At 58.4% G+C, this 25,567-nt stretch carries 25 protein-coding genes and 1 pseudogene; 21 read left to right on the top strand and 5 right to left on the bottom strand.

Features of this window, described 5'->3' with window-relative positions; genetic code table 11:
• Positions 1 to 223: 223 nt before the first annotated feature.
• From L6966_RS12235 to L6966_RS12225, 4 genes are read right to left on the bottom strand one after another with little or no spacing between them, the layout of a single operon-like run.
• Positions 224 to 622 carry an RNA 2'-phosphotransferase gene (locus L6966_RS12235; protein WP_369127121.1) on the bottom strand — a complete coding sequence of 133 codons (399 nt, stop codon included), beginning with the start codon at positions 620 to 622 and terminating at the stop codon, positions 224 to 226.
• On the bottom strand, positions 510 to 776 hold the full coding sequence (locus L6966_RS12230; RefSeq protein WP_237233888.1) for an RNA 2'-phosphotransferase: 267 nt from the start codon (positions 774 to 776) through the stop codon (positions 510 to 512). The genes L6966_RS12235 and L6966_RS12230 overlap by 113 nt, the downstream gene beginning before the upstream one ends.
• The gene (locus L6966_RS07645; RefSeq protein WP_083092209.1) at positions 766 to 1,146 is read right to left on the bottom strand and encodes a hypothetical protein; all 381 of its coding nucleotides are present in this window, start codon (positions 1,144 to 1,146) and stop codon (positions 766 to 768) included. Before L6966_RS07645 ends, L6966_RS12230 begins: the two co-directional genes overlap by 11 nt.
• Before the next feature lie 50 nt (positions 1,147 to 1,196).
• A complete protein-coding gene (locus L6966_RS12225; RefSeq protein WP_372237704.1) occupies positions 1,197 to 1,499 on the bottom strand; it encodes a DUF6966 domain-containing protein in 303 nt (100 codons plus the stop codon).
• A 717-nt stretch (positions 1,500 to 2,216) separates the two neighbouring features.
• Here L6966_RS12225 and L6966_RS12220 point away from each other — a divergent pair.
• From L6966_RS12220 to L6966_RS07545, 21 genes and pseudogenes are all read left to right on the top strand, one after another.
• Positions 2,217 to 2,738, top strand: a pseudogene (locus L6966_RS12220) (transposase family protein).
• 236 nt (positions 2,739 to 2,974) lie between these two features.
• Positions 2,975 to 4,237: a zinc-dependent metalloprotease gene (locus tag L6966_RS07640; protein WP_237224272.1), complete on the top strand. Its 1,263-nt coding sequence runs from the start codon at positions 2,975 to 2,977 to the stop codon at positions 4,235 to 4,237.
• Complete coding sequence (gene tilS / locus L6966_RS07635; RefSeq protein ID WP_237224273.1) at positions 4,221 to 5,495, top strand: tRNA lysidine(34) synthetase TilS; 1,275 nt, start codon at positions 4,221 to 4,223, stop codon at positions 5,493 to 5,495. Before L6966_RS07640 ends, tilS begins: the two co-directional genes overlap by 17 nt.
• 54 nt (positions 5,496 to 5,549) lie before the next feature.
• Complete coding sequence (hpt, locus tag L6966_RS07630) at positions 5,550 to 6,101, top strand: hypoxanthine phosphoribosyltransferase (RefSeq protein WP_237224274.1); 552 nt, start codon at positions 5,550 to 5,552, stop codon at positions 6,099 to 6,101.
• 278 nt (positions 6,102 to 6,379) lie between these two features.
• Positions 6,380 to 8,380, top strand: a complete 2,001-nt coding sequence (gene ftsH, locus L6966_RS07625; RefSeq protein WP_237224334.1) for an ATP-dependent zinc metalloprotease FtsH — start codon at positions 6,380 to 6,382, stop codon at positions 8,378 to 8,380.
• Positions 8,380 to 8,946, top strand: coding sequence for a GTP cyclohydrolase I FolE (folE, locus tag L6966_RS07620; protein WP_237224275.1), 567 nt, complete (start codon positions 8,380 to 8,382; stop codon positions 8,944 to 8,946). Before ftsH ends, folE begins: the two co-directional genes overlap by 1 nt.
• Positions 8,947 to 9,046: 100 nt before the next feature.
• The gene (folP, locus tag L6966_RS07615) at positions 9,047 to 9,946 is read left to right on the top strand and encodes a dihydropteroate synthase (RefSeq protein WP_083092197.1); all 900 of its coding nucleotides are present in this window, start codon (positions 9,047 to 9,049) and stop codon (positions 9,944 to 9,946) included.
• Between the two features lie 272 nt (positions 9,947 to 10,218).
• Positions 10,219 to 10,635 (top strand): dihydroneopterin aldolase, encoded by a 417-nt coding sequence (gene folB, locus L6966_RS07610; RefSeq protein ID WP_083092195.1) that lies wholly within the window; start codon positions 10,219 to 10,221, stop codon positions 10,633 to 10,635.
• Positions 10,625 to 11,131 carry a 2-amino-4-hydroxy-6-hydroxymethyldihydropteridine diphosphokinase gene (folK, locus tag L6966_RS07605; protein ID WP_083092192.1) on the top strand — a complete coding sequence of 169 codons (507 nt, stop codon included), beginning with the start codon at positions 10,625 to 10,627 and terminating at the stop codon, positions 11,129 to 11,131. Before folB ends, folK begins: the two co-directional genes overlap by 11 nt.
• A complete protein-coding gene (locus tag L6966_RS07600; protein WP_180377869.1) occupies positions 11,128 to 11,655 on the top strand; it encodes a DUF3180 domain-containing protein in 528 nt (175 codons plus the stop codon). The genes folK and L6966_RS07600 overlap by 4 nt, the downstream gene beginning before the upstream one ends.
• Before the next feature lie 200 nt (positions 11,656 to 11,855).
• Positions 11,856 to 12,527, top strand: coding sequence for a PH domain-containing protein (locus tag L6966_RS07595; protein WP_237233154.1), 672 nt, complete (start codon positions 11,856 to 11,858; stop codon positions 12,525 to 12,527).
• Positions 12,528 to 14,231: a PH domain-containing protein gene (locus L6966_RS07590; protein ID WP_237233153.1), complete on the top strand. Its 1,704-nt coding sequence runs from the start codon at positions 12,528 to 12,530 to the stop codon at positions 14,229 to 14,231.
• The gene (locus L6966_RS07585; RefSeq protein ID WP_083092183.1) at positions 14,231 to 14,935 is read left to right on the top strand and encodes an ABC transporter ATP-binding protein; all 705 of its coding nucleotides are present in this window, start codon (positions 14,231 to 14,233) and stop codon (positions 14,933 to 14,935) included. Before L6966_RS07590 ends, L6966_RS07585 begins: the two co-directional genes overlap by 1 nt.
• Positions 14,936 to 15,708: 773 nt before the next feature.
• Entirely contained in the window at positions 15,709 to 16,305 is a 597-nt protein-coding gene (locus L6966_RS07580) for a hypothetical protein (RefSeq protein WP_237224280.1), read from the top strand.
• A 51-nt stretch (positions 16,306 to 16,356) separates the two neighbouring features.
• Entirely contained in the window at positions 16,357 to 17,259 is a 903-nt protein-coding gene (locus L6966_RS07575; protein WP_237224281.1) for a Rossmann-like and DUF2520 domain-containing protein, read from the top strand.
• A 129-nt stretch (positions 17,260 to 17,388) separates the two neighbouring features.
• On the top strand, positions 17,389 to 18,216 hold the full coding sequence (gene panC, locus L6966_RS07570; RefSeq protein ID WP_237224335.1) for a pantoate--beta-alanine ligase: 828 nt from the start codon (positions 17,389 to 17,391) through the stop codon (positions 18,214 to 18,216).
• Positions 18,217 to 18,313: 97 nt separating this feature from the next.
• Positions 18,314 to 19,771: a lysine--tRNA ligase gene (gene lysS / locus L6966_RS07565; RefSeq protein ID WP_083092264.1), complete on the top strand. Its 1,458-nt coding sequence runs from the start codon at positions 18,314 to 18,316 to the stop codon at positions 19,769 to 19,771.
• Between the two features lie 17 nt (positions 19,772 to 19,788).
• Positions 19,789 to 19,986 carry a hypothetical protein gene (locus L6966_RS07560; protein WP_083092176.1) on the top strand — a complete coding sequence of 66 codons (198 nt, stop codon included), beginning with the start codon at positions 19,789 to 19,791 and terminating at the stop codon, positions 19,984 to 19,986.
• 203 nt (positions 19,987 to 20,189) lie between these two features.
• Positions 20,190 to 20,546, top strand: coding sequence for a histone-like nucleoid-structuring protein Lsr2 (locus L6966_RS07555; protein WP_083092173.1), 357 nt, complete (start codon positions 20,190 to 20,192; stop codon positions 20,544 to 20,546).
• A gap of 375 nt (positions 20,547 to 20,921) precedes the next feature.
• Entirely contained in the window at positions 20,922 to 23,540 is a 2,619-nt protein-coding gene (locus L6966_RS07550) for an ATP-dependent Clp protease ATP-binding subunit (RefSeq protein WP_083092170.1), read from the top strand.
• Positions 23,541 to 23,950: 410 nt separating this feature from the next.
• On the top strand, positions 23,951 to 24,457 hold the full coding sequence (locus L6966_RS07545) for an amino-acid N-acetyltransferase (RefSeq protein ID WP_083092167.1): 507 nt from the start codon (positions 23,951 to 23,953) through the stop codon (positions 24,455 to 24,457).
• 75 nt (positions 24,458 to 24,532) lie between these two features.
• Here the strand turns inward: L6966_RS07545 and L6966_RS07540 are convergent, their stop codons facing one another.
• Complete coding sequence (locus tag L6966_RS07540; protein WP_143539167.1) at positions 24,533 to 25,498, bottom strand: HhH-GPD family protein; 966 nt, start codon at positions 25,496 to 25,498, stop codon at positions 24,533 to 24,535.
• Positions 25,499 to 25,567: the final 69 nt, after the last annotated feature.

Genomic DNA, 25,567 nt, shown 5'->3' with positions numbered 1-25,567 from the left:
AGCAAGCGCGCCCTGATTAGCCTCACGATAAGCAGCCAAATCAGCATCCGTAGCAGGCCGCAACCCCCACGGATCACTCATCATCACCGGGTTATTCCCAGCAAACGAATACGGATTAGAACCCCAAATGGCACCAACCACCAAGACTAGAGAGGGGATAATTCCTAGCTAGGCCTCAGAACCGAAAGGCCGCCAACAGCTACAGACCAACCACAGCTAAACTTTACAACGCCAAACTAACAAAACACGCAGGCACACTATCGACCAACCACACCTTCGAACTACTAGGAAAAAAGCTAACACCCGCCTGGCTAGCTGCAGCCGCATCAATTTTCAATAAAACCACTTCAGAACTATGCCTACGACCTACAGCTATCGCATCAGCTTTATTTTCTGTGAGGTGGACAGACTGCCGACTCATTGGCTTCAGTCCTTCTTGCCGGATGCACTCCCAATTAGCTTTACTGGTACCGTGATACAAGGTCACAGGGGGAGTCCCTGGGGCTCGCTCAATCATCTTTATCGATTCTGCGGAGTGCCCGTAGAAAGCCCGAATTTTCTGGCCTTGAATCTGGTGCCGTTTTTTTGTGGGCAGTTTCCACCATTTGATGGAGATCCTCAATAGTGACATTGGAGTAATCTGCCGAATAATTTTTTATGCCCCTTACAAGGTCATCTAGGTCTAACCATCCCTGGGAGTCAGGCGTTAGATTGAACTCTTCAGGGCGATGACGTAATGCGTATGAGACAAGCTTGCTGAGGTTATTAGTAATCATCAGCTTCTTCATCACCCCATAATAAGAAGTCTTCAAAAGCATCTCTGAGCCACTGATGAAAAGTAGAGTAGGTTTTCTTATTGTGTTGCTCCCATCCAGCTGAAGCGTAATCATGAATGATACAAATTATGTTGTCGGCATTGAGATCAAAGCAGGCTACGTCATCATAATCTTGCCGCGCAGCGATAGGAACTAAAGAGCGGTGCGGATACCTGTTTTTTAGTCCTTGATATTTTTCACGAAGTCTCTCCCCGGTGAGAATCGTCCAAGGCTGAAATTCTAAAGCTTCTATTTCCGCTAATCGCTTGAGCTGCCCTGGGTAGCTAAACCCCTGTGGGAGCTCATCACTGGTTAACAGTCTGTGTTGCATGAGCGTTGGTCTTTCAGTTTTATGAATAAGCCTTATTATAAATTTAAAATTTAAAGCGAAGCTTCAACATATTCTACGCACAGTCGGTGCAACTCACTTCTCAAATTATCTAGGTCTAAATTTTCCTGCCTGTAGAAGTTGCCTGGGGATGATAGAACCAAATCATTGAAACTGCCAGCCCCTCGGTAAATTTTTAGAATACTCTCAACTATCGAATTCATATCCTCTCCATTATTAATTCTCTGGAGGATAGATTCGAAGTATGATGAATGGGGCTCATAAGCTAAAGGTTTTAGAATGCCCCCTATCTCTTCGACACACTTAGTGATTCGATGTTTTAATGAAGATTCCAATGGCCAACCTCTTTCACGCCTTCAATATTCCATGGTTTTTCAATCAATATTTGTTGTGTTCCACCCATGTATAAACCTCCCTGGTTAGCAACCTCACCAACATGGACTGTGGTACCGGGCGGAAATTGTATAGCCCACCCAGTTGTCAATGGAGCTGGGGTTCCATCAGACCATACTGGAGGTATTGCTTTATCAATTCTAGTCTGGACTACTCCTACAGGGCGCGCTGCTGAAAAGAACTGTCCCAGTGGCCGTTCCTCTGTCCCAGCTCTGTAAAAAGTGGATGTTTCTTGTAGAACATGAGTATCATACTTACGCCCACTGAAAGTTTCAGCCAGATTAGGAGCAAGTGGGCCATGCAGTGTGGTGGGGCTAGGGCTAGGAGACAGGTTCTGTAATTTCTGCCCAGCAGGCATCAACTCCGGCAAAGTCCCATACACCCCAGGCCCAATCGCCCGCTGACCCACCGAAACAACAGCACCAGAAGGCGGTAGAACCTCACCTTCCAAAACCCTGCCATTCAGAGCCCGAGTAGCACTCCTACCCCCGGAATCAGCAGCTGCATCAGCAATACCACCCACCACACGCCGACCACCACACGCCGACCACCACCCGACGGCCCCGGTCATCATAGGCATGAACAGTCACAGACCCATCACGCTCGGTGACTGAGACCAGGTTGCCGTGCTGGTCATAGGCCATAGACTGACGCTGATTATGAGCATCAATCACCCCAATCAATCGGCCTCGCTAAAACACCCGGGATCTTTGGTCATCGACGGGACTCTGATACCTGCCTGGAACTGGCGCTCACTAGGTAAAACAAACTTTTCTGGCAAGCACAAGAAAGCTGGTTTTAATCACCAGGTCATGTGCACCTTGGATGGGAAACTGCTAGTCATCACTAACCCGGTACCTGGTGCTAGGCATGATGCCTATGCTTTCAAGCATCATGGATTAGATTAACTGCTGGATTCATCCACCTTGGCTGATAAGGGCTATGTAGGGCTGGGACTGGCCACCCCAGTACGGCGCAACAAAGCCCGCAAGACACCTAGGGATGTGATGGTGGTGAACAGGTTCATTAATTCACGCAGGGCTGTGGTGGAGCGGGTGATTGCTGGTGTGAAGAGGTGGCGGGTTTTGCATTCTGGGTTTCGACGGCCGCTTGGGGTTGTATTCGAGGGTGTTTGCGGTGGTTCGGGGGTTGGTGTTTTATGCTGCTGGTGGGACTTTTGAATAAGCCTCAAGGTGGCTTACTCAAAAGTACAGGGCGAAGCAGGCATGTAGCGCAACTGCTGGCTTGGCGGCTGGCGTGAATCGGCTTGTGAGCATTAGCGAACCAGAGGAGAGGGTGGCACAAGCGCGGGTCTACGCAACCCCTTGTGAATAAGCCTCAAGATCGCACTGGTGAAGGCTGGCTGTATTTGTGTGTAGTCCGTGATAGCCGTTCCCGCCGGGTTATGGGCTGGGCTATGAATATCCATCAAGACCTCTCAGCACGGGACGCAGCAGAGGGCGGGCCCACTGGCAGCTACCAGATTCAAGACCGGGCTCCCTCCGGTAAACCTCCGGTAGAGTGGGTTCCCATGAAGCTCAACTTCTCCCTGGCCCATAAAATCGCAGGCACCCTGGCCCCAGCAGGCCCTCACGCCGAGGTAGCCACCAAACGCAAAGCGGTTGAAGAGATGCGCTACGCCGCCACGGCCGCTGTTGATCACGTGCACACCATCACCCGCCTAGACGCAGCCGAAAACCTACACGACTCCGAACTGCTCATCGTCGATCGTGCCACCTGGGTCAAAGCCAACACCCAGTCCTTTGACGTGATGCTCGGGCCCATCGCCGAGCAGGTGCTGGGTGACCGCCTAGCTAAACTATCTGACACCGAAAAAGCGGTCACCGAGGCTGGCGGAGCCGCAGAAATCGGCGCCGTACTCGCCTTTCTCTCTACCCGCGTCCTCGGTCAATACGACCCCTACGCCGCACTGGCAGGCCACGGGGCACCCGGCGGCCGCCTCCTCATCGTGGCCCCCAACCTGCTCAAGCTCGAAAAAGAACTTACCCTAGATCCGGCTGACTTCCGCCTCTGGGTGGCCCTGCACGAGCAGACCCACCGGGTACAGTTCGCTGCCGCGCCCTGGTTACGCGACTACCTGCTAGACCTCATGCACGAGCTGGGCAAAGAACTGGGAGAGACCACCGATAACCTGCCCGAACGCATCGCCTCGGCAGCTACCGGCGCGATTAAAGCCATGAAAAAGCAAGAAGCCCCCGGCGAAAGAGCCGAAGGCAGCACCAGCTTACCCAGCCCCACCGGAGCTACTTTACTGCTGACCGACCGTGGCCGGGAGCTCATGGACGCCGTCACCGGTGTAATGAGCCTGCTTGAAGGCCATGCCAACGTGGTCATGGATGCCGTGGACTCATCCATCGTGCCCTCTGTGAAAACCATCCGCCGCCGCTTTGACCGACGCTCCCGTACCCAAGGCTTCTTCCCCCGCTTCATGAGTAAGTTGCTGGGCATGGAGGCCAAAATGGCCCAGTACAAGAACGGCCAGGTTTTTGTGCAGACCATTGTTGATGAGGTAGGCATGGAACGCTTCAACCGCATCTGGGAGGCCCCGGAGAACCTGCCCTCCACCGTTGAAATTTACGAGCCGCACCGCTGGATTGAGCGTGTACTGGGTGCGAGTGCACTAACCGAAGAGGGCCCAAAGAATGCAGAACCAGCGTAAGAGCCGCCTCAACCCCGTGGTGGGGGCAGCCCGGCGGGCTGTTGCTGACGTGCTCAATCAGGGTTTTGGGGTTGGAACGGTCGCACCCACTGGCAGACGGGTCAGAGAACAGGCGGCAGCTGATAGGCAAGGACGGCCCGGTGCAGCCGCCCCCGGTGCCGCGGGTGAGACGCCGGGGGAGAGGCCCCTGCTGCTAGCGGCTGTCTCTGGCGGGCCGGACTCGCTGGCCCTAGCGTCCTTGCTGGCTCACTTTAACCGGCGCGGGGACCTGCGCGTGGGGGCGGTGGTGGTGGATCACCAGCTTCAGAAAGAATCAGCTCGGGTTGCCAAGACAACCGCACAGACACTGAGAGAGCTGGGCCTTGCCCCCGTCCTGGTTAAGAAGGTGACCGTCAGCGCGGGCACAGAGGGCCCCGAAATGGCCGCCCGCACCGCCCGCTACGGGGCCTTTGCACGGGCAGCCGCAGAGACCGGGGCTGCCGCTATCGCCCTGGGGCACACCCTCGATGACCAGGCAGAAACAGTGCTCCTGGGTCTGGCCCGTGGCTCGGGCACCCGTTCGCTGGCCGGTATGCCGGTTGACCGCACTGAGAACCACCCGGCAGGCCCGGTGCGAGTCATCCGCCCCCTGCTCACCCTGCGCCGGTCAGACATCGAAGACATCTGTGCCGATGCAGGCCTTACCCCCTGGCAGGACCCCACTAACACCGATCAGGCCCTCATGCGCGCTAGGGTGCGCCACAGCGTCCTGCCCCACCTCGAAGAGAACCTGGGTGGGGGAGTCGCCGTCTCTCTGGCCCGCACCGCAACCATCGCGGGCGCGGACGCCGACTACCTTGACACGGAAGCTCGAACGGCCCTGGGCACAGTCCTGGTAGGTGCGGACGAGCTGGGGCCCGATACCGGTGGCCTGGTAGCTCTCCTGGAGGCAGCGCCCTCTAAGAGCATGGTTCTACTCAACCGCGCCACCCTCACCGGCCTGCACCCGGCCCTGCGCACCCGCGTCCTTGCCCTTGCCCTGGAACGGGTAGGCGGCATCGCCCCCGGCTTCGAACGACTGGCTGCCCTTGATGCCTTTGTCAGTGAACACTCCGTTGCTGGCCCCCTGCAACTACCCGGTCACATCTCGGCCTACCGCCGCCGCCCCGGGGTCACGCTCACCAGCGAGGGGCAGAGTACAAACCTTAAGAAAACCGGCCTCATCGTTTTACTCAAGACCGCCCCATCAACCATACTTAACAGTGAGCAGGCGCTGTGACCCCCGCCCGGTCAGGGCGCTCACCCCTTGTCAACCAGTAGAAAGCAATCAGCCGTGGACGCACTCGACGTACAGAACGACATCAAGCACGTTCTCTTCAGCAAAGAAGAGATTGACGCTAAAATCAAGGAACTAGCAGCCCAAATCGACCGGGACTACAAAGGCCGCGACGTGTTGCTGGTCGGCGTGCTCAAGGGCGCCATCATGGTCGTCGCTGATCTCTCCCGCGCGCTTAAGGCCCACTACACCATGGACTGGATGGCGGTCTCTTCCTATGGCTCCGGCACCAAGTCATCGGGCGTCGTCCGCATTCTTAAAGATCTAGACACCGACCTGACCGGCCGCGATGTTCTCATTGTGGAAGACATTATCGACTCCGGGCTGACCCTCAAATGGCTCCAGCAGAACCTGGTCTCCCGGGGCGCGGCCTCCGTAGAAATCTGCACCCTGCTCCGCAAGCCCAAGAGCGTCAAAACCGATGTGGACGTTAAATACGTTGGCTGGGACATCGACCCTGAATTCGTGGTCGGGTACGGCCTAGACTTCGCCGAACGCTACCGCAACCTGGACTGCATCGTCACCTTGGCCCCGCACGTCTACTCCTAAGAGAGTTAGCCCTGAGGTGAAAACTCCAGGCCATGGAGCAAGCACCCAGAATCTTTAGGTACATTAGATAGGTCTAGGCCCGGTTGCACCCGTTTTAGGGTGCTGGGGCTCTACCTGTATGCGGGGCGCACCCGGCGCCCCGCCCCGTTATTTTTGTGGAAGGCGCGGCTGTGCAGAAAACGGACAACACCCCTGACCCCAAACAGAAGGGGTTCTTCGGCAAGCTCATTTCAGGGCCCTGGTTCTGGGTCCTGCTGGCTGTTCTGATTGCCGTGCCCATGCTCTTTGCCAACTCCCTGGCGGCTTCAACCCGAGTTGACACCAACGTGGGCATCAGCCTGCTCAACGACGAAAAGGTTGTGAGCGCCAAAATCTATGATGGTGACCAGCGCGTTGACCTAGAACTCAAAGAAGACTACGTCAACTCTGCAGGCGACAACCAGGGCAAGAGCGTCAGCTTCTACTACGTAGCCCCCCGCGCCACCGACGTCGTTGCCGCCATGGACGGCGCCAACCTGGAGTCTTACACCGATCAGCCGGTGCAGACCAACTGGTTTACCTCCATGCTGTCCTTCCTGCTACCTTTCGTGATTCTCGTGGCCCTCTTCTGGTTCTTGATGAGTCGTATGGGTGGTGGCAGTTCACAGATTATGAACTTCTCCAAGTCACGCGCTAAGAAGTTTAACAAGGACAACCCCACCGTGCGTTTCGCCGACGTAGCCGGTGTTGATGAGGCCTTAGCAGAGCTCGAAGAGGTTCGCGAGTTCCTGGCTGAACCCGAGAAGTTCACCCGTCTGGGCGCTAAGATCCCCAAGGGTGTACTGCTTTACGGCCCTCCCGGTACCGGTAAGACCCTGCTGGCTAAGGCAGTTGCAGGTGAGGCGGGCGTACCCTTCTATTCCATCTCCGGCTCTGACTTCGTTGAGATGTTTGTGGGCGTGGGGGCCTCCCGCGTGCGAGACCTCTTCAAGGAGGCTAAATCCAACAAGGCCGCCATTATCTTTGTGGACGAGATTGACGCGGTCGGCCGCCAGCGCGGCATCGGTATGGGCGGCGGTAACGACGAACGCGAACAGACCCTCAACCAGCTACTGGTTGAGATGGACGGGTTCGACGGCACCTCCAACATCATTGTCATCGCGGCAACCAACCGCCCCGACGTGCTCGACCCAGCCCTGCTACGCCCTGGCCGCTTTGACCGCCAGGTCGGTGTGGACGCCCCCGACCTCAAGGGCCGTCAGCGCATTCTGGAGGTGCACGCAGCCGGTAAGCCCATTGACCGCCGTGTTGACCTGGCCTCCGTCGCCAAGCGTACCCCTGGCTTCACCGGTGCTGATTTGGCCAACGTCATGAACGAGGCGGCCCTGCTGACCGCCCGTGACGGCGGCAACGTCATCGACGAGCGCGCTATTGACGAGGCTATTGACCGAGTGATGGCTGGCCCCCAGCGTTCCTCCCGCATCATGAACGAGCACGAGCGCACCGTCACCGCCTACCACGAGGGCGGCCACGCCCTGGTTGCGGCCGCCCTGCGCAACTCCGCCCCGGTCACCAAGATTACGATTCTTCCGCGCGGCCGCGCCCTGGGTTACACCATGGTGATGCCGCAGGACGACAAGTATTCCACTACTCGCCACGAGCTACTTGACCAGATGGCCTACGCCATGGGTGGCCGTGCAGCCGAGGAGCTTATCTTCCACGACCCCTCTACCGGGGCGTCCAACGATATTCAGAAGGCCACCGACACCGCCCGCAAGATGGTCACCGAGTACGGTATGAGCTCCAAGGTGGGCTCTGTGCGCCTGGCAGCCAAGGAGTCTGACCCCTTCTTGGGCGGTGGCGCCGGTAGCAGCAACAACTACTCGGATGAGATGGCCTATCTGGTTGACCAAGAAGTCGCTGCCCTGCTGGAGCAGGCCCACGACGAGGCCTACGAGATTCTGCGCGATAACCGCGACGTTCTCGATACCCTCTCGCTGGCTCTCCTGGAGAAAGAAACCCTGCTCGAGAGCGAGCTGGCCGAGATTTTTGCCAATGTACGTAAGCGCCCAGAGCGCGGCTACTGGTACTCCAAGTCCAACCGTGAACCCTCTACTGTGCCCCCGGTGAAGGTGAGGCAGGCGGGCGCAGAAGAAGCTCCTGCCACCGAGGAGCCCACCACCGACGAAGTCATTGTTCAGCAACCAACCATTGATCCCATGGATTCGGGTGACCCGCACCCGGGCGCGGCGGGTCCGGGCGGCAACCCTGATGTTGATCCCCTGGGCGGGCAGCGGTAGTGGCTGTTGATCAGCCCCGCATTGAGGCGGCTGTGCGTGAGATTCTGCTGGCTATCGGTGAAGACCCCGACCGTGACGGCCTACTTGATACTCCGGCCCGTGTAGCCCGTGCCTACGATGAAATGTTTGCCGGTCTGCACCAGAGTGCCGGCGATATTCTGGGTACCACCTTCGACATCGACCACTCCGAGCTGGTTCTGGTCAAGGACATCCCCTTCTACTCGACCTGTGAGCACCACCTGGTGCCCTTCTACGGGCACGCCCACATTGGCTATATTCCCGGTGGTGAGGGTAGGGTGACGGGGCTGTCAAAGCTGGCTCGCCTGGTGGATGTCTACGCTAAGCGCCCCCAGGTGCAGGAGCGTCTGACCACCCAGGTGATTGAGGCTCTCGAAGAGCACTTGCAGCCCACAGGTGCGATTGTGGTGATTCAGGCTGAGCACATGTGCATGTCCATGCGCGGGGTCCGGAAGCCCGGAACTAAGACGGTGACCAGCGCCGTCCGCGGGGCCCTGCGCGATCCTGCCACCCGTGCCGAGGCAATGAGCCTGATTAACGCGTCCTAGCCCCCTTTCCGCTCTAGCCCCGCCCCAGTAGGTACCATCTAAGTCAGAAAAACCCACGAACTATGTGGGTTTTTCTGACTTAGATGGTACCTTTCGATGTATGACCCTTCCTCATGCTCACGGCTCCTTTACAAATCTGCCCACCGGCCGCACCCTGATTATGGGGATTCTGAACGTCACCCCCGACTCCTTCTCCGACGGTGGCTTGCACGCGGACGCCGCCACGGCAGTTGCACACGCCAAGGCCCTGGTTGCCCAGGGGGCAGACATCATCGACGTGGGCGGTGAATCAACCCGCCCCGGCGCCACCCGCGTGGACCTGGTCGAGGAACAGCGCCGCGTCCTGCCCGTAATCGAAGCTTTAGCAGCTGAAAAGATCGTCATGTCGGTTGATACCCTCAACCCCGAAACCGCCCGAGCCGCCGTGGCGGCTGGCGCCCACATCATCAACGATGTTGCCGGTATGAGCCTGCGCGATGACATGATTGAGGCCGTCGCTGAGCTGGGCGTGCCCTACATTCTCATGCACTCGCGCGGCACCTCCATCACCATGGACTCCCAAGCCGTCTACACCGATGTTGCCGGGGAGGTCTTCAGCGAGCTCTTTACCCTGCGCGAGCGACTGCTCGCCGGGGGAGTGGCACCCGAGCAGATTATTCTTGACCCCGGCCCCGGCTTTGCCAAGCAGGGGGAGCAGAACTGGCAGATCCTAGCGGGCTTGCAAGCCCTGGTGGCTGAGGGGCACCGGGTGCTGGTGGCAGGTTCCCGCAAGCGCTTTATCGCGCGACTTTTGCAGGAGCAGGACGCCGTAGCCTCCGGCCTGCCCGCAGAACAGGTCGCAGAGCGAGCGGCAACCGAGCGGGACGTCGCCAGCGCGGCTCTTTCTGTCATGGCAGCTGAGGCGGGAGCCTGGGCCGTGCGCGTCCATAATGTGCAGGCGACCGCTGATGCCCTGGCTGTCCGCGCGGCCTGGCGGGCGGCAACCGTCCGCAACTCCTAGCACCTAAGGGCCTATTCCGCGCTCACCCGTAGTCTTGAGCGAAATAGAAGCGTCATAAAGGAAAGTGTCTCTGTGACTTTAAGCGCTTTGGGGGCGGGCCAGCCCACCGGGTATCACAGTCTAAAACCCTGTAAAAGAGCGGTTAAGCATAGCTTTAGGCATGTCTAAGGGCACACCTAAAGGTCACTAAATATTTGAACTGGAACGTGGATAATTACAACCAAGGTACCGGAGCTCACCCGCCCGGCGCACAAAATCGGTGAAAGGTGTCCATGAACGCTCCTAGCTCCTCACAGGCGCGGGCGGCTCGCGACTACTCCCGTGCTGACCGCATAACGCTCACGGGTGTGGGCAGTGTGGGCTACCACGGTGTGCTTGATTCTGAGAAGCAGACCGGTCAGCCTTTCTTCGTGGACATCGTCATGTTCACCGATTTCGCCCGAGCAACTACCACCGACGAGGTGGCGCACACCGTTGACTATGCCGAGGTAGCTGAGGTTATCCGCGAAATAATTACCGGTGAATCTTTCGACCTGATTGAAACTCTAGCCGAGCGTATCGCCGCAGCGGTGCTCACCAACTTTCCACTACTGGCTGTAGAACTGACCGTCCACAAGCCCAAGGCACCTATCGAAGTGACTTTCGCTGATGTGTCAGTAACGATATTTAGGGAGAACCATGCCGGTTAAAGCCATTCTCGCTCTGGGATCTAACCTGGGCAACAGCCAAGACACTCTGATTAAGGCAATCGGTGATATCTGCTCGCACGAGAAGATTGAGGTCACCAAGATTTCTCCTATCGCAATTACCGCTCCGGTGGGGGGCCCCGCGAATCAGCCTGATTATGCCAATATGGTGGTCGAAATTGAGACCTCACTACGGCCTTTCATGCTGCTGGAGTATACCCAGCAGATAGAGCACAAGCACCACCGTACCCGTGATGTGCGCTGGGGCCCGCGTACTCTTGATATTGACATTATTGATATCGCCTCTCTTGAGATGGACGACCCTGATCTTACTCTGCCGCATCCGCGCGCAGCCGAACGGGCTTTTGTGCTTGAGCCATGGGCCAGAATGGACCCCTCGGCTCTGCTGTTGGGTTCCTCGGTGCGTCAGCTGGCCGATGACGCTGCAGACGCAGAAGGAATCCGCGAGTTTCACCCCGCCCCGGTGGTCTGCGCGTGAAACTACGCAACCGGGCTCTGGCTTTTCTGGCAGGTGCCGGCGTGGCTGCCGGCGCTGTGCTGAACCTGCTGAGTGTACAGGGCGGTGGGCCCGAGCTTTCTCTGCCTGCGCTGACTCTGTTGGCCGCGCTGATTCTGGGCGGCGTAGCTCTCTTCTACGCCCGTCAGGTACTCAAATATAGCCGGGTTGAGACCCGCAAAGATGCCGGTTCTATGAATCCTCTTCTGGCTGCCCGTGTGGCGGTTTTTGCTCAGGCTCTAGCTCTTACCGGTGCTCTGGTGGGAGGGTGGCAGGTAGCGATTGTGGTCTATCAGCTGGGCCTGGCAGGTAGCCGCTCCTCGGCCCTACTCCTGGTGGAAAGCTTGGCTGCGCTGACTGCTGGCCTGGTCATGCTCGTGTGCGGCCTGGTTGCCGAGAGCTGGTGCAAGGTCCCTCCGGGAGATGAGGACGCTGATGGTGGGGTTGGCGAGGTCAGCCCGCAGACAGGTCCTCTGGCTAGGAATAAGCCGGACGCTTCCTCCTAGTGGGTAACGTTCCTAGCGGTGGGCTGGATTCGATGAGTGTGCTGCGCCTTCGTTTCGCTTAAGATGATTTGCAACAGTTTCTTTTGTTTATGAGCGGGAACTGTTGCCCATCTGTTTACTGCTCCGAGTCAGTAGCTTCGCTACCAGCCCGGGGCACTTCTACCCTTATGAATAAGCCTTATACGTAATGAGAAGACACTATGAACGAGCCGCAGCGCGCACCATCTGTTCCTCCGCACAACTTTTCTGCCGGACTCGCGCAGCAAGCCGCGCCCTGGCGTCCTAGTACCGCTGAGGGCTCACCAGAATCTGTAGCTCACGCACCCCGCTTTACCCCCGCCCTGCCCCCACTCGACCTTGATGGCCTGGGCAAACAAACAGTTGACCTGCCTGAGGTGGAGTGGAAGCGGGTTTCGCCCAAGTATGTGCGGGTCAAGCTCATTACTTCTCTCATCTGGTCTTTCATTCTGCTGGGGCTTGCCTCCCTGCCCCTGATCATGACCCTCCTGGTCAAGAGCTGGAACTGGGCCCCGTGGGCCTACTGGTGCCTGTGTGGTCTGGTGCTTATCTGGCGGCTGTGGGCCCTGGTGCTGGTCAAGCGCCGGGTGCAGGCAATTGGTTACAGCGAACGCGCCGACCACCTGCTCAAGCGCTCTGGCCTGCTCTTCCGCTCGGTCACCGCCGTACCCTATGGTCGTATCCAGTATGTTGATGTTTCCTCCGGCCCCCTCGAAAACGCGCTCTCACTGGCCAGCGTCGAGGTGAAAACCGCGGCTAACAGCATCACCATTCCCGGCCTGACCAAGGGCGATGCCGACCAGCTGCGTGAGGTACTGACCGACCTGTCAGATGCAAGGTTGGCGGGCCTCTAAATGAGCGAGCAGGTACCCACTTCAGAGACACCTGCGGTCTCCACTGCCATCACCGCTCGCGAAGAAGCTGCCCTGACCTGGCGCCGGGCTCACCCGCTCTCGCCTCTGGTGCGGGCCTGGCTGATTATCGTCGTTTTTATGTACACCATAGCGAACAACCTGGTCAACGATCTCTTCACCGGCGAAGAGCCCTTTGACCTGCGCGAACTTGGCCAGAGCGGCCCGCCCGATACCGTCTTTCTCTCCTGGACCGGTATTTTTGGTGGCTTCTGGTTCCTGGGTGTGCTGGCGGTATTCTTCCTGCTCCTTTTGCTCCCCTTTCTCTCCACCTGGTTCTTCTACCGCTTTGCCGTGGACGACCGCAACGTCTACGTCAAGAGCGGTATGCTCTTCAAGACCGAGCGCAAAGCCCGGCTGGATCGTGTGCAGTCTATCGACGTGAACCGCCCGCTCATGGCTCGCCTACTGGGTTTGGCCGAGCTTAAATTCGATGTGGCAGATGGTGATTCGTCTGCCTTGCGCGTGCAGTTTCTGGGCTACCGCGCTGCCCGCGAGCTCCGTGAACAGTTGCTGATCCGGGTGCGTACCCTCAAGGCTGAAAAAGTGGAGGCCTCACCCGGGCAGAAAGCTACCCACGGTGCCGTTGCCGGGGCGGGGGAGCGAGAGCTGGCGTCTGCCTCTGTGCGTGAAGAGCGCCGAGACCTCACCGACCGCCTGGCTGACCACATCAGCGAGAACTTCTTGGGGGTTAAGGACGCCGGTGAGCGGCTCATCGTCAAGGTGCCGGTTGCGCGGCTGTTAGGGTCGATGGTGCTGAGCCTGGGCTGGGTCGTGGGTCTTCTCCTCCTGCTGAGCTTGGGCGGCCTTATGCTCTGGGCAGAGATGTCCCTGGGCGCTATATTTGCCTCGAATGCAGCGGTTATTCTGGCTATCGTGTCTAGCACCTGGAAGCGCTTTAACACCGGCTTCAACTTCTCGCTCTCTACCAGCCCGGACGGCCTGAAAACCCGGTTTGGTTTTACCGATACCACCACTCAGACCCTGCCAGAGGGGCGCGTTCAGCGTATCTCGGTGGAGCAGCCCCTACTCTGGCGTATAACCGGCTGGTACAGGGTCAAGGTGACCCTGTTGGGCAAGACCGGCGACCAGGGTGAGTTCGCCGGGGAGCTGCTACCGGTGGGCACCCTTGCTGACGTGATGCGGGTGCTCCCCCTGGTGGTTCCGGCTCAGCAGGACGGCGGTGTTTCGCCTGCCCAGCTCATGGCCGGTTTGGCAGGTAACGGGGCAGAGCAGGACTTTACGGTCTCCCCGGTATCCGCCCGCTGGTTTGACCCGCTGACCTACCGCCGCAACGGCTTTGCGGTAACGCCCCTGCTCCTGCTGGTGAGGTCTGGCCGTTGGGTGCGTCGCCTTTCCTTGGTTCCGTACAGCAAGGTGCAGAGCTTTGAACTGAGCCAGGGGCCCCTGCAGAAGCGGGCCGGGCTGGCCCACCTATCGCTGCGAATCGCCGGGGGAACCCTGTCTACAGCGGTTCATAACGCGGACGCCGAGGTCGCCCGCGCCCTGACCATCCGCCTGGCTCAGCTGGGGGTTGCACCTGCGCCGGTGCCGACATCTGCGGATGCCGGGAAAGCCTCCGATAGGTCTTCGCAGCTCCCGCCCTATGAGCTACTACCTCTGCCCGGTACTGAGATAGGAAACTGATGGGTTTACCTACAAAGGTTCCTGCACTTCAACTAAATCAGGGGGCCAAAGCCTTTGACGAGAATGTTATTTTCTCTGGTGCTTCTGTCACGCTGGAGCCAGGAGTGTATTACACTTTGACTGGCCCTAACGGTTCCGGTAAGTCGACCCTCATGAGCTGTCTTCTTTTGCATCAGGATTTAACCGAAGGGCAGGTGCTCATTGATGGGGCACCGGTGACCTCTGCGTCTGAGGCCTTCCGTTTACAGGTTTTTGGGCTCAACGACGCTCTGGGGTGGCTTCCCGGCCTAACCGTAGGGCAGCATCTTGAAATACTGGCCGATGAAGGCCCTAAAATCGCTCAAAAGCTGGGAATGGCTTCTTCTCAGCGTATGAGCGTGCGTCAGGCGCTAGAAGAACTTGGAGTACCCCAGGCTTATGACAGAGAACCACACACCCTGAGCTCTGGCCAGGAGCAACGCTCCCGCCTTGCGTCCTTGTTGCTCCGTCCTGCCCGTTACTACTTTTTGGACGAGCCAGAAAAGCGTCTTGATACTGCTGGAGTGCAGTGGATTGCTCAGTGGGCGGAGTCTACAGTCTCTGCTGGGGCAGCGGTTTGTATAGCCACACATGACCCGGAGCTTAACGCGTTGCCAAGAACTAAAAATTTGGTGTTTCCGTTGGAGACTGATGGGCTGGGTCTGGGGGCCGAGAACGCATGGTAGCGCTCAGGACGCTGGGGTATCGGCTCGGTGCGGTCTATAAGGTATTTTTCTACCTGGTTTTCTGGCTTGCTCTTGCAGGGTCATTCAGCGTCTCCCTGCGTCAGGTTCGAGGGTCCTACCTATATTTCACATTAGAAGATTTCCAAGCGCCCGGTTTCTTTATGGGCGGTCTGCTGATTGCAGGAGCTGGGCTAGTCTGGCTCTTTTATCAGTTGGGACCGCTGGCTTACTCGCCGGCTGAACTCTTTTGGCGTTACTCTGGACTTTCATATCCCAGCCGTAATCCCTGGCATTTTCGGGCTATATGGGTTGCTTTAGGCACGTGGGCCCTGCTCTCCGTAATGCTAGCGACTATTTTTGCGCCCCTCTCGGTGACTTGGTTGGTGGGAACGGCACTGGGCGCTGTCGCGTTTGGGGTGCTTATGCTGCACAGTATGGCTGCGGCGCAGCTACTGGGACGGCTAAAGTTTCTTTTGGCTTGGGCAGGTCTGGCAGCGGTTACGGGTCTTCTATTGCTCATCGCTACGACCACCGATTCAGTCATAAGCGCAAACGTTGCTTTAATCTACTGTCTTGGAGTGCTTGTTCTGTTCCTCGGAATACTTGGAACGCTTGTGCTCGTTATTTCAGCTCAGAATAGTCCTCTGGAACGGGTTGCTGCTACTCAGGGGTTTGGGAGAAGTACGCTACTTCTATACGCCGTCCGTAATCTCAGCGGAGCACAGGGTTACCGCTACTATGGTGGGCAGAGAGGTACCTTCCGCAGAAAACTTGTGAACTCCCGTTCTTACCTTCTATCGATGGCCGCTTTAGCTGATAGCCTGGCCCCGCTCGTTCTTATTACCTTACTGAGTATCCCCCTGGGGATCTTTGTGGGGGTCGGGTTCGGAGCGTCTGGCATCGGTATCGTAACGATTGTAGGTGTCTGGTTGATTGCCTTCTTCTACCGTTGGCTACCTCGGGAATGGTCAGCCCAGCTGCCTCTTCGGCAGTGGCTTACAGCTCCTTATTTTTCAACCTTGTTGGGGTTTATCGTGGGCGCTGGCGTTGCTACGGTAATCTATGCCGTGGCAATGACCATCATCTTTCAGCTTCCGGGCATTATTACGGGCGCTGCTCTCTTTTTCGGGATTGCCGTGGCGCTAGGAGAGACTGACCCTCTACAGGAATACGACTACAGCCTTGTCGTTGCCCTGCCGTCGGGATTAGTGGTTCCGGTTCAGCCTCTGGTAGCTGCGAGTACCGTTGCTTTTCAGATTGGGGTGGTTGCGCTGGCCGTTTTTAGTGGCACTATTCAAGGGCTACTTATTCCCCTAGCCTTCTGCCTGTGGCGTCTTGGGCAGCACTACAGTAAAGGCCGTACCCGGTAAGAGACTGCCCCCGGTAAACTAAGCAGGCAGGACGCAGACAGAAAGGGCCCCATGCAGAGCACCAACCACCTTAAGCCCGCCCGTCTGGGCATCGGCGTGATATCAGCAGGCAAGGTGGGGGCCGTGCTCGGCGCAGCCCTACGCGCCGCTGGGCACCTGATCACCGGCGTCCATGCCGTCTCAGAGGCCTCCCGCACCCGGGCCGAGGCCCTGCTTCCCGGCGTCCCCATCTCCACCATCCCAGAGATTATTACCACCAGTGAAGTGGTAGTCCTTGCCGTACCCGATGACGCCCTGCCCGACCTGGTCAAAGGCATCGCCGAAACCGACGGCTGGCGCCCCGGGCAAATCCTCATCCATACCTCAGGACGGCACGGCGTTGGTGTACTAGCCCCCGCCACCGCCCAGGGAGCCATCGGCCTAGCCATCCACCCGGCCATGACCTTCACCGGCCTCTCTCTCGACCTGCCCCGCCTAGCCAACACCAGCTTCGGCGTCACCGGTCCAGCCCCCTTCACCCCCATCGCTCAGGCCCTGGTCGTTGAAATGGGGGGAGAGCCCGTCCTCATCGCCGAAGGCGACCGCCCCCTCTACCACGCCGCCCTTGCCCACGGCTCCAACCACCTGGTCACCATCACCGGCCAGGCCCTGCAAATTCTGGCCTCCATCGGCATCGAGAACCCAGCCCGCTACATCGCACCCCTCCTCAGAGCCTCCCTCGACAATGCCCTGGCCAACGGCGATAGCGCCCTCACCGGCCCTGTCGCCCGAGGGGACGCCCACACCGTTGCCGCTCACGCCCAAACCCTGGCCAGCTACGCACTCGAAGAAAACGCCGACGACGTCAACGCCGCCTACCTGGCCCTGGCCCGCGCCACCGCCGAACGGGCTCACAGCCGCGGCGCCCTCACCGATGAGAGCTACCAGGCTGTGCTTAAAGCGCTCGCCGGGTAAACTAGGAGGGCGCAAAACACGAAAGGACCTCCCACCACCGTGACGAGCCAAATCCCCACAGCACACACCATCACTGAGCTAGGTAAAGAAATACTGCTGGCCCTCTCAAACGTTGACCACAGCACCGATATAAAAACCTCCGATACAGACCCCAAGCCCCTCACCGTCGGCTACGTAGCCACCATGGGTGCCCTCCACAACGGGCACGCCACCCTGATTCGCCGTGCCCGCGAACAGAACGACGTGGTCGTACTCTCTATCTTTGTTAACCCGCTCCAGTTTGGCCCCAACGAAGACTTCGACCGTTACCCCCGCACCCTTGAGGCGGACGCGGAGCTGGCGGCAGAAGCGGGCGTAGATGTTATCTTTGCCCCGACCGTCGAAGATATGTACCCCGGCGGCGACCCTAAAATTACCGTTGTCTCAGGTAAGCTGGGCACCCTCTTTGAGGGCAAGACTCGCCCCGGCCATTTCGACGGTGTGCTCACGGTGGTCAACAAGTTCTTCAACATTCTCAAACCCCTGATTGGTGAGGCGACCCTCAACGCCTACTTCGGCCAAAAGGACGCCCAGCAGCTGGCCCTGGTTCAGCGCATGGTCAAGGACTTCAATCACGACGTCACCATTAAGCCCGTGCCCATCGTGCGCGACGACGACGGCCTAGCGCTCTCCTCCCGCAACCACTACCTGAGCGCTGAAGAACGTGAGGCGGCCCTGGTGCTCTCCCGCACCCTGGCCACTCTGCGCGAAAAGTACATCACCGGTAGCTTCAACAAGGACGACGTGCAGGCGGCCCGTGAGGCGATTGAAGCGACCGAAGGCGTGCGACTGGACTATCTTGAAGTGGTAGACGCTGATACCTTCGAACCCCCTACGAGTGAGCAGGCACGTGTTCTAGCGCTCGCGGCGGCTTACGTGGGCTCTACCCGACTCATCGATAACATGGAAATCAACTAAGACCTCTACACCCAACCTAAGAACAGGTACATCATTGACTGAACAGGGCACCACCCCAGCTGAAACCGCCGCTATCGATCGCGGTGTCTCGGAGCAGATGCAGATTCGTCTGGAGAAGCGCGCTAAGCTCCTCGAATCAGGCCGTGAAGCCTACCCCGTGGGCGTCCCCGTCACCCACACCATCACCCAAATCCGTGAGAGGTACGACGGCAAACTCGAAGTCGACCAGACCACGGGCGATATTGTGGGTGTGGCCGGGCGTGTAGTATTTGTGCGCAACACCGGCAAGCTCTGCTTTGCCTCCCTGCAGCAGGGTAACGGTACCCGTATTCAGGCCATGATTTCGCTGGCTTCTGTGGGCGAGGAGGCCCTGGCTGACTGGAAGGCCCTGGTTGATTTGGGTGACCACGTCTTTGTGAAGGGCGAGGTGATTTCTTCTCGCCGTGGGGAGCTTTCCATTATGGCCGATGAGTGGGCTATGGCTTCTAAGGCCCTGCGCCCCATGCCTAACCTGCACTCTGACCTGAACGAAGAAACCCGGGTGCGCCAGCGCTACCTGGATCTGATGGTGCGTGAGGAGGCCCGTGACTTGGTCATCAAGCGTGCCAAAATCACTCAGACCGTGCGCAAGGTGCTGAATGACCACGGCTACATTGAGCTTGAGACCCCCATTCTTCAGCTGATTCACGGTGGTGCTTCTGCCCGCCCCTTTGAGACCCACCTGAACGCTTTTGATCAGCCTATGACCCTGCGCATTGCCACCGAGCTCTTTTTGAAACGCGCAGAGGTGGGCGGCCTGGAACGTGTCTACGAAATTGGCCGTGTCTTCCGTAACGAGGGTGTGGATTCCACCCATAGCCCCGAGTTCACAACCCTGGAATGCTACGAGGCCTACGCCGACCAGTTCGTCATGGCTAAGCGTATGCAGGAAATCATTATGGCCTGCGCCGATGCTCTAGGGGTGCACCAGATTGAGACCGAAGCAGGCACCATTGACCTGAGCGGCGAATGGGCGTGGCTGGGCGTCTACCCCGGTCTTTCTGAGGCGGTGGGCGTTGAGATTACCCCTGCCACCACCGCAGAAGAACTGCGCGCTATCGCTGAGAAGCACGGGGTGCCGGTGGATCCCAAGTGGAACGCCGAGAAGCTGGTTGTTGAGCTCTTTGGAGAAATCGTGGAGCCCACCCTGCTTAACCCCACCTTTGTCTACAATTATCCGCCGAGTGCTCAGCCTCTAGCCCGCCAGCACCGCTCTGATGCCAACCTGATTGAGGCTTGGGATCTGATTATTGGCGGTATGGAACGTGGCACAGCTTTTTCTGAGTTGATTGACCCTGTTATCCAGCGTGAGCGCCTGACTGAGCAGTCCAAGCTGGCAGCAGGTGGCGATGACGAGGCCATGCAGCTGGACGAGGATTTTCTGCGTGCCCTTGAACACGGCGCGCCCCCTATGGGCGGTCTAGGTTTGGGCATTGACCGTTTAATCATGCTCTTTACCGGAGTGGGTATTCGAGAGACTATTCTCTTCCCGCTGATGAAGCCTGAGGCAGAGTAAAGGGAGGGGGCGTAGCCGTGGAGTTTCTTATTGGTTTGGTGCCTTCAATCGGGGCTGGCGTGGCGCTTTTCTTTTTGTTGCGCTGGATGAACCGGGCTGATCGTACCGAGCGAGCTGCCCGCCGCGATATAGAAAAGGACGCTGAGGCCTGGTACCGTTCAGTCAGAAATTCGGAGGGTTCTCGGGATCCTTTTGGTACTTCTGATTCTGACTAAAAACAGAAAGTTCCCCGTATAGGAGTTTTCCTATTTCCTTTTGCTGAAAATAATATGTATTATTTGTTTAAGTCATCGAGGGTAACTAGCCCATCTATACCTCAAAGTAGGGTGTTTTAGAGCTATCTCTTGATGTCCCCATAATGGTTACGGTACATATTTGCTTTACCAATCTGATTACAACGACTACAAGGAGATAGATAATGGCTCAGAAGGTCAAGATTATTCTTGAGGACGACCTCGACGGCGGCCCCGCAGACGAGACCGTACGATTCGGCCTTGACGGCGGCTCATTTGAAATTGATTTGTCCAGCGCTAATGCCGCCCGCTTGCGCGATGCTATCCGCCCGTTTGCAGCTAAGGCTCGCCGTGTGCAGGGTGCCCAGCGCTCGGCGGGGCGTCCCGCTGGCTCACGCGGTACCGCCAGCAAGCGTAACCCTGAGATTGCTGCTATTCGTAAGTGGGCTCAGGAAAACGGCCACAAGGTTTCAGAGCGCGGCCGTATTCAGCAGGAAGTTCAGGACGCTTACTACAAGGCAATGGGTAAAGAAGCTAAATAATCATTTCTTACCCCCTTACCAGTGGGCGGTGTGCCGTGTATGGCACACCGCCCACTGGTGTATCAGAGAATATAACCTGACTGGGCAGGTTATTAACTCTCGGTGGGGGAGAGAATATGTCACCATAAATAGTGATACTTATAGAGTTGCTTTATGTGGTGTTTTCTGTAGGTGGGCATATTGAGGCTTATTCAAAAGTAAACAGGCGACCCAGGCTTGAGTTGGGTGGAGCTCTTGAACCGGGCTGGTCAGGCCGGGTACGGGCCTTCTTTTCTCTCGCAGGCGAACACCATTCATTCCGTGGCGAACAGGCGCCCACACACCCAAAAACGCGCGTAACCTTTTGGGTAATAGTAAGTTCCCAAGGAGTGTTCAATGTTTGAACGGTTTACTGACCGCGCCCGCCGCGTCATCGTGCTTGCTCAAGAAGAGGCACGCATGCTGAACCACAACTACATCGGCACTGAGCACATTCTGCTCGGTCTGATTCACGAGGGCGAGGGTATCGCCGCCCGTGCCCTCGAATCGCTCGGCGTTAACCTCACCGCCGTGCGTGACCAGGTGCAAGACATTATCGGTTCTGGCCCCCAGGCCTCTAGCGGCCACATCCCCTTTACCCCCCGAGCTAAGAAGGTTCTTGAGCTGTCGATGCGTGAAGCCATCCAGCTGAACCACGGCTACATTGGTACCGAACATATTCTGCTGGGTATGGTCCGCGCTAATGAGGGTGTCGGTAACCAGATTCTGACCAAGCTGGGCGCTGAACCCGCTAAGGTGCGCCAGACCGTCATGGACCTGATTTCTGGCTACCCCGGCAACAACGCTGAGGGCGGCAAAGAAACTGCCGGAGTGGGTGCAGGTAATTCCCGTGAGGGTACCCCTGCCGGTTCGGCTATCCTTGACCAGTTCGGGCGAAACCTTACGGCTGCAGCTCGCGAGGGCAAGCTTGACCCTGTGATTGGGCGCCATCAGGAGATGGAGCGCGTTATGCAGGTGCTCTCTCGCCGTACCAAAAACAACCCAGTGCTGATTGGTGAGCCCGGTGTGGGCAAGACCGCTGTGGCTGAGGGGCTGGCTCAGGCCATCGTCCACGGTGATGTGCCTGAGACCCTGAAAGATAAACAGCTCTACACCCTCGATTTGGGATCTATGGTTGCTGGCTCCCGCTACCGCGGCGACTTTGAAGAGCGCATGAAGAAGGTGCTCAAAGAGATTCGCAACCGTGGCGATATTATTCTCTTCATTGACGAGATTCACACCCTGGTGGGCGCAGGCGCCGCTGAGGGCGCTATTGATGCCGCTTCTATTCTCAAGCCTATGCTGGCCCGCGGTGAGCTACAGACCATCGGTGCAACCACCCTCGATGAGTACCGTAAGCACATCGAGAAGGATCCCGCTTTGGAGCGCCGCTTCCAGCCCATCCAGGTAGATGAGCCCAGCCCCGAATTGGCGGTTGAGATTCTCAAGGGCCTGCGCGATAAGTACGAGGCTCACCACCGCGTCACCATCTCTGATGAGGCTATCGAAACCGCTGTTAACCTGGCCCACCGCTACATCTCTGACCGCTTCTTGCCAGATAAGGCTGTTGACCTGATTGACGAGGCCGGTGCCCGCCTGCGCATCAAGCGTATGACCGCCCCGCCCGAAATCAAGGTGCTCGAAGAGCGCATTGCCAAGCTCAAGGGCGAGAAGGAAGAAGCGATCGCGGCTAACGAGTTTGAGAAGGCCGCTGACCTGCGTGACCAGGAGCAGAAGCTGACTGCTGAGAAGGACGAGGCCGAGAAGGAGTGGCGCAACGCGGGCGACGCCTTCGGTGAGGTCACCCCCGAGGTAATTGCGGACGTCCTGGCCTCAGCCACCGGTGTTCCCGTCTACAAAATCACTGAGGAGGAGTCTGGCCGACTGCTCAAGATGGAAGAAGAGCTGCACAAGCGCGTGATTGGTCAGGAGAACGCCATTAAGGCGCTCTCCCGTTCGATTCGCCGTACCCGTGCGGGCCTCAAGGATCCCAAGCGCCCTGGTGGATCTTTCATCTTCGCTGGCCCGACCGGTGTGGGTAAAACCGAGCTGGCTAAAGCTCTGGCTGAATTCCTCTTTGGGGACGAGGACGCCCTGATTACCCTGGATATGTCGGAGTACCAGGAGAAGCACACCGTCTCCCGTCTCTTTGGTGCCCCTCCCGGCTACGTCGGCTACGAGGAGGGTGGCCAGTTGACCGAGAAGGTGCGCCGCAAGCCCTTCTCTGTGGTGCTCTTTGACGAGGTTGAAAAGGCTCACACCGACCTCTTCAACTCCCTGCTACAGATTTTGGAAGACGGCCGTCTGACCGACTCCCAGGGCCGCGTGGTGGACTTTAAGAACACCGTCATTATCATGACCACCAACCTGGGCTCCCGCGAGATGGCCCGCCGCGTGCCCGTGGGCTTCCAGCAGGTGGGTGACGATCAGGGTTCTTACGAGCGTATGCAGGCTCGGGTGATGGAGTCTCTCAAGGAGCACTTCCGCCCCGAGTTCCTCAACCGTGTGGACGACATTATCGTCTTCCCCCAGCTCTCTGAGTCTGAGATTCTGCAGATTGTTGACCTCTTTGTTGCCCGTCTGGCTGAGCGCCTGCGCGACCAGGACATGTCGATTGAGCTGACCGATAAGGCCAAGTCTCTCATGGCAGCCAAGGGCTACGACCCCTCAATGGGCGCCCGCCCGCTGCGCCGCGAGATGCAGCGCAATCTTGAGGACCCGCTGTCTGAGAAGATTCTGTTTGGTGACATCAAGCCCGGTGAGAAGATTACCGTGGACGCTGAGGGCGAGGGTGACCTGGCCAAGTTCACCTTCTCTTCTGCCCCCATGGGCGAGCTCGACAGCGAGAGCTTCAACCGTGCCTTCAGCGACTCTGAAGATGACGAAATCCCTGCCATTCCGGAGGCTCCGGTGGTGAATGAAACCGCCGAGCAGCGTGTGGTAGCGGAGGAGGCCCGCGGGGCCGACGACCGCTAGCCTTGCTACGGGATTGAAGCCGCCTGCTGGCGTTCTGAACACAAGGACGCCGGTAGGCGGCTTGTTCGTACCCCAGCGGCCTTCGTACCCTAGCGGCCAGCTGCTAAGGGAGGGGCCGTGTGGATATAACCATCCTTATGACGGTCGTGGCGAAACGTAACCAAAGCTTGACTAACCTTTCAGGCTTTGCCCAGCTCTTTTAAACTTCGGCTCAAGGCAGGCTTGCCATACTTGAGTCATACGGTTCGACAGAACCCCTGAGGTTACAGGCCCTTGTGTGTAGGGTTTCTCAGGACAAGAAGACTCTTGTGTGTATGTGTGTGTAATGATGTAAATCAGCCCCCGCGCCGAAAGGCGAAACGGGGGCTGATTTATTTTCTGTACAGGCGTGTGGGCAGTAGCCTGGGAACATGAACCAACTACAGGTGCGCCCAGCCACCGTTCACGATGTTCCCGCCATTCAAGCTCTGGTACGCCCTCTCGCCCTGGAGGGAATTCTGCTTGATAAAGAGACCGTGGCCTACTACGAGGCCGTCCAAGAGTTCCTGCTCGTTGAGGACACCGCCGGGCAGGTACTCGGCTGCGGCGCACTACACGTCATGTGGGAGAACATCGCAGAGATTCGCACCCTGGCCGCATCGCCCGGCGCTCGCGGCAGGGGAGTGGGGCACACCCTGGTTACTGCCCTGCTCGGTAGAGCCCGAGCCCTGGGAGTGAGCAGCGTTTTCTGCCTGACCTTTGAGGTGGACTTTTTTAAACGTCAGGGGTTTAGGGTCATGGAAAACCAGGAGCAGCTAGAGGCCAAAACCTATATGGAGCTACTCCGCTCCCATGACGAAGGTGTGGCTGAGTTTCTCAACCTGGCTCGTGTAAAGCCAAATACGCTAGGCAATACCCGCATGATTATAGAAATCTAGGGCTTGGCTCGGTGGTCTGCCCGCCCCAGGCTTATACAGGCTTCTCACCCAATGGCAACCCGTGAACAGGGCAACTTACAGGGTGACCCGATCCACCCCTACCCGGCGGGCCAGGCCGTCCGCCAAGAGCCCCGAGAAGCAGCGCTCAACCTGCTCGGGTGGGGGAGTGAGTGCCCGTAGCTTAGCCACAGCAGGCACAAGGCCCTCTGGTAAGACAATATCGGCTCGCCCCACACTGGTCAGTAGCTCAACCGGTACCGGCTCCTGGGCGGCACGTAGCACGCCCATCATGGCACCCCGTAGCTGGCGGTCGGTGCCGGCCCAGGCCTGCCCCCTGGGCACATAGTCGGGCTCGGGGCGTCCGGCCGCAACCCAGGCGCAGGAGGACGCTACCGGGCAGGCTCCACAGGCAGGCGACTTCGCTGTGCAGACGAGAGCGCCAAGCTCCATGACCGAGACATTCCACAGGCAGGACGCCGCTAGATCAGCTGGCATCAGTTCGTTAGCTAAGCGGGTCTCGGCTACCGTCAGCGACTTGCTAGGCAGCGCCTTACCTGAAATCAGGCGGGCGTGCACCCGCCGGATATTGGTATCAATCACGGTGGCTCTACGGCCAAAGGCAAACACAGCAATAGCCGCCGCAGTGTACGAGCCCACCCCGGGCAGAGCCAGAAGCTCCTCATAGGTTGAGGGCACCTGACCACCGTGCTGCTCCGTTACAGCAACCGCAGCCGCATGAAGCCGTAGCGCCCGCCGGGGGTAGCCCAAACGGCCCCAGGCGCGCACGGCCTCACCCGGCTCTTCTCCCGCCAAATCAGCGGGGGTAGGCCACCGCTCCAGCCAGATTTCCCACACCGGGAGCACCCGCTTGACCGGAGTCTGCTGCAACATAAATTCACTGACCAGCACCTCCCAGGGCGTATTCTCGCCGGTGCGCCAGGGCAAATCACGGCGGTTCTCAAGGTACCAGCGGTTAATGCGGGTGTGTAGATCATCAACCTGTTCAGCAGTCAGGTTACTCAAAGGGTAAGTAGAAGACACCCCAACACTCTAAAACATCCGCAATGACCAGCGTGCATTCTCCACAAAAGTTCCGCACAAGGCATAGAA

The sequence above is a fragment of the Rothia nasisuis genome (assembly GCF_928381405.1).
GTDB lineage: Bacteria > Actinomycetota > Actinomycetes > Actinomycetales > Micrococcaceae > Rothia > Rothia nasisuis.
Note: the sequence above shows the minus strand (reverse complement) of the source record. Positions and strands in the feature narration are given on the sequence as shown.